Here is a 3,909-nt window from a genome sequence, read left to right as displayed (position 1 = left end):
AATATACATTAATGTTGGTATACTGGTTTTATTATTTACTTCTATTAACCATTTACAAAAATTATCAAATATAATATCGTCACTTTCTTCTTGGAATAAAAATCCATTACCTCCCGTATGAGAGTCAGATAATTGCTCTAAAGCATGAATAAATTCGTCTTTATTTTTAATGAGCCAACTCATAGGTAGTTTAGTCATAATGCTTATTAGTTTTATTTCATCGTCATAATCTAAATAGGAGGGTTTATTTTTCAAAAAATTGTATAGTATATTTTCGTTCATAAATTAATATCCTGATCCACCTAATGGAATATAAGCTGCATTTCTATCACTGTGAAATTTTCCCCATGTTCCATCTGTTCTATAATTTTGCTTATTTGTAGTATTTGTAATTCTAAATATTGTCCCTGATAGCTGAGGTTTTGCTCTGTTGATTCGTGCTCAATTTCATGAATCTGCTTTCCCCATAGCTGAAAGCTGCATTCCCAGAGTAATTCGCTGTTTGCATCGGTAAGTTCTTCTAAACAACCGTTCAGGTTGGTGTGGATGAGCATTACCCTTTCGGGTTCATTACCTGGTTTATCTATCCGCGCCAGTGACTCATGAATATGACGATTTTTATATTAATTAACTATTCGGATATTTATCTAAATAACCCCTACTTGAGGGGTATTTTGTAAAAAAAGAAATTTTATTTTTATCAATAAATTCAATATCAAAAATTCTAGAACAACTGTTTTCTAAACCAATATCATAAGAATATAATTTTTCTTCAATCTCATCCAAAAGGGATATCGCCATATCATTAATAATCAAATTACATTCATTAATAAAAAAAGTTACTGCTTTCGGAAAATGAGATTCAATAATCACGCCTTCATAATAATGATCAAACTTTTTAATTTTTTTATATTCTATAAGAGCATATCTCTGTTTATCTCTAAATGAAACAATATAGTCTTTCACCATTACCCTTTACATTCTTTGAAAATGCCCAATAGTTTACTTTTATAGCTTCTATTTATCGAGGATTGAAATCAAATCCGTACTCATTCTATAAATTTTAGTAGCATCAGAAAGTGGTAGGCTCTTTTCTAGACGGCGGGCAGTCCCCACACACAATCCACCCAAGTCAACTCGTTTAAGCGCATACTGATACCGATTAATCACCCAGCAATCTAATCGGGTGTAGCTAGGTAAAGTAGCCTATATCCAGCTCATAGTACCTGAACGTATTGTAATGTAAGTCGGTTTTTCTGTCTAAATATTGTTCCTGATATCTGAGGTTTTGCTTTATTGATTGGAGTTCAATTTCCTGATCCCGTTTTCCCCATAACTGAAAGCTACATTCCCACAGTATGTTACCGTTTTCGTCGGTCAACTCTTCCGGATAGCCATTCAGAGATGAGGGGGGGGGGTAAGACGCTATAGGCATCGTAGTTAAAGCCGAGTTTGCGTCAGGTAGCATCAATGCGGGTGTGCACCAGTCCGCAAGGGGCGTGCTGGTAGTGGATGCAGTGGACGCGGGGGTCGGTATAGGTCAGTAGCTGTTTAGCAGTATTAAATAATATATAACAAAATTTTTTATGTGATTATTGTACTTTGTACTAAGTATGGGATATTTACAATGTTTCATTCATTAGTGCACTATCAACATAGACAAGTGAGTTTTTAGTGGATCATATTCACCATCCTGCTAATTCTCCATCTTCATCTAATATGACTATTCCTGTCTGTTTTCTTAACCATGTAAATAAGGCCTTTAAATCTTTCTCAATACTTAGGGGATGAGCACTTATTTCGATAAAAATACGTTTATCTTCAAAAAAAAAGCGAACATCAAACGGCCAATTTCCTTTATTAGAAATAGATCCTATTCCTGATAAAAGATATGCGGAGTCATTTTTTTTAATATAAGTATTTAATGTTTTAATTTTATTTGCAATTTTATCTTTATGGGCTATATACCATTTTTCATCATTAAAAAATAATTGAAATTCTGCTGACATTATATTTTTTATATCTCCATGATTTATGCCAGATAGACATAGCCGTAACGCTGGTTGCGATCTGTTTGTTCGTGCGTACGTACGTACTTAGCTCAGGCAGTGTTCGGCGTTGTTGTGCTGGATATGGCAGGTGGTTTTGATTACTTTAGTTTCGCTAACTAGAAATTATTTTTTATCCTTTTGTTGTGTCTCTTTTAAATAGAATTCTAAATATTTTTTAGGTCGTCCTTTGAATGCTCGGGTTTTGCCACATTCATAGGCTGCATTAAAATATTTATAAGCTTCATCATATTGGCCTAATTCATAATAAACCATGCCAAGATCAATATATGGGCCTATATCAATATCAGAACTTGTAGCTGCCAGCTTAGAATGCGCCCAAATTTTGGCATTTTCATAGTCTTTTAAATTAAAATAAGTTGTATAAAAAGAGCCTGATAACCATAAACTGATCAATTCCCATTCTAATTTGGGTTCTGGTAGAAGCGCCCATGCTTTCTGATAATTTTGTAAAGCTGAAGAATAGTTTTTATTGACATTAAAAACGTTGCCGTCTTCTACAATAGATATGATATTTTGCTCTAAATCAGGATCTACATTCGAAAGTTCTTTCATACTTATCTCACTTTATTAAAATTATTAAAAATAGGCTGATTTTTCAGCTTGTCCAACAAAATATTCAGTTTTTATGTGGTTGCCCTAATTTTTGTGTGACCAATTATGTGTAACGTATTCTAAGTTATAATTATTAGGCGCTCTTATAAAACCGCTAGTTGATTCCCGCCAAAATATTAGACAGTACTCGCTTCTATAAATATGTTATTAACGTAATACTGCTTTTTATATTGTTCAGGCGATATCTAACCATGAGTTAAATGTCAGCAAACTTGATTATAATCAGTTTCAGTATATTCAAATAGCTTTTTATTGGCTGCTTCCTGTGTTTTGTCATCATGAATAATACGGTTTTTCACGTATGAAAAACTTTCGGTAATGGCATTATCCTAACAATTGCCTGCTCAGCTCATACTTTGGTTAAGTCCATGTTGTAACACTCACTGCTTAAAATTAGCACTGCAATATTTGGTATTCTTGGTCACTAGGTAGTAATACCCCTTTAGGAAATCGACAACAAAATAAAGCATTTTTGAGCGAGTTACAAATTAAATACTTATTAATATACTTTATGTATTAGTCAGCACATCATAATAATAGGTTTGTAGCAAAAGGATTAATGTGATTATTTTTTATTATGCCATAAAATAAAAACTTTAATAAAATCAATAATTTTTCTGGCTGATTTTTATCATGCTCAACTAACCTTTCTGTATGATACATCCTAGCCCTTGCCCCCTGATATCATGTACTAAGCTTGGTGCATCTAAACGGGCTTCATGTTGCCAATAAAGTGCTTTGATATTCTCAAATAGCTCATTTAATTTGGTTCATGCTTTAGCCAAACAGAATAACCTGATACGCTAACTTTTAACTGACGGCAGATTAGCGGTAATGGGTATGGTAACAGATGTTGCTTCATATATTGGTACTTCTATTGGTACCTCGCCGACTTGTGCACTAAATTTTTTGATACATAATGTGTTCTCCTATAATTGTTAGTTATATCATAAAGGTGACATTTGTCCGTTTTTTGGGCGAGGATCACATGATAGAAAACAATCATTAATGTTGGACAAATTGTTGAGAACTGTTCATTGATAATGACAATGCACTCGATTATTATCGTTGTGAAAGCCGTGATGGTTCAACATATCGAAAAGATAGGGCTGGTAATATTATAACATAAGGTCGATATACATGAGTATTTTAGTCTGTATGAGTTATTATTTTTTATCTATTATTGGATTTTTTATTCGGTATTATTTTTCGGGATATATTGCAA

General features: G+C 33.1%; 6 protein-coding genes. All 6 read right to left on the bottom strand.

Translation table 11 applies throughout. The features are described from left to right. The coding region (locus A9G30_RS01645) for a hypothetical protein (protein ID WP_065587843.1) at positions 1 to 282 on the bottom strand (282 nt) is incomplete at its 3' end. Between the two features lie 20 nt (positions 283 to 302). Then, positions 303 to 554, bottom strand: coding sequence for an RHS domain-containing protein (locus A9G30_RS01640; protein ID WP_065587842.1), 252 nt, complete (start codon positions 552 to 554; stop codon positions 303 to 305). Between the two features lie 73 nt (positions 555 to 627). Continuing rightward, complete coding sequence (locus A9G30_RS01635) at positions 628 to 969, bottom strand: hypothetical protein (protein WP_065587841.1); 342 nt, start codon at positions 967 to 969, stop codon at positions 628 to 630. Between the two features lie 223 nt (positions 970 to 1,192). After that, positions 1,193 to 1,435, bottom strand: a complete 243-nt coding sequence (locus tag A9G30_RS13530) for an RHS repeat domain-containing protein (protein ID WP_442903438.1) — start codon at positions 1,433 to 1,435, stop codon at positions 1,193 to 1,195. A 250-nt stretch (positions 1,436 to 1,685) separates the two neighbouring features. Continuing rightward, on the bottom strand, positions 1,686 to 2,009 hold the full coding sequence (locus A9G30_RS01625; RefSeq protein WP_081295535.1) for a hypothetical protein: 324 nt from the start codon (positions 2,007 to 2,009) through the stop codon (positions 1,686 to 1,688). A gap of 165 nt (positions 2,010 to 2,174) precedes the next feature. Further along, the gene (locus A9G30_RS01620; RefSeq protein ID WP_065587838.1) at positions 2,175 to 2,624 is read right to left on the bottom strand and encodes a tetratricopeptide repeat protein; all 450 of its coding nucleotides are present in this window, start codon (positions 2,622 to 2,624) and stop codon (positions 2,175 to 2,177) included. Positions 2,625 to 3,909 lie beyond the last annotated feature (1,285 nt).

It is taken from the genome of Gilliamella sp. Fer4-1 (genome assembly GCF_001690515.1).
Classification (GTDB): domain Bacteria; phylum Pseudomonadota; class Gammaproteobacteria; order Enterobacterales; family Orbaceae; genus Gilliamella; species Gilliamella apicola_C.
Note: the sequence above shows the minus strand (reverse complement) of the source record. Positions and strands in the feature narration are given on the sequence as shown.

Bases quoted from the DNA above. Each gene is read 5' to 3' on its own strand.
- A9G30_RS01640 (WP_065587842.1), bottom strand. From the start codon at position 554: ATGCTCATCCACACCAACCTGAACGGTTGTTTAGAAGAACTTACCGAT.
- A9G30_RS13530 (WP_442903438.1), bottom strand. From the start codon at position 1,435: ATGCCTATAGCGTCTTACCCCCCCCCCTCATCTCTGAATGGCTATCCG.
- A9G30_RS01625 (WP_081295535.1), bottom strand. From the start codon at position 2,009: ATGTCAGCAGAATTTCAATTATTTTTTAATGATGAAAAATGGTATATA.
- A9G30_RS01620 (WP_065587838.1), bottom strand. From the start codon at position 2,624: ATGAAAGAACTTTCGAATGTAGATCCTGATTTAGAGCAAAATATCATA.
- A9G30_RS01635 (WP_065587841.1), bottom strand. From the start codon at position 969: ATGGTGAAAGACTATATTGTTTCATTTAGAGATAAACAGAGATATGCT.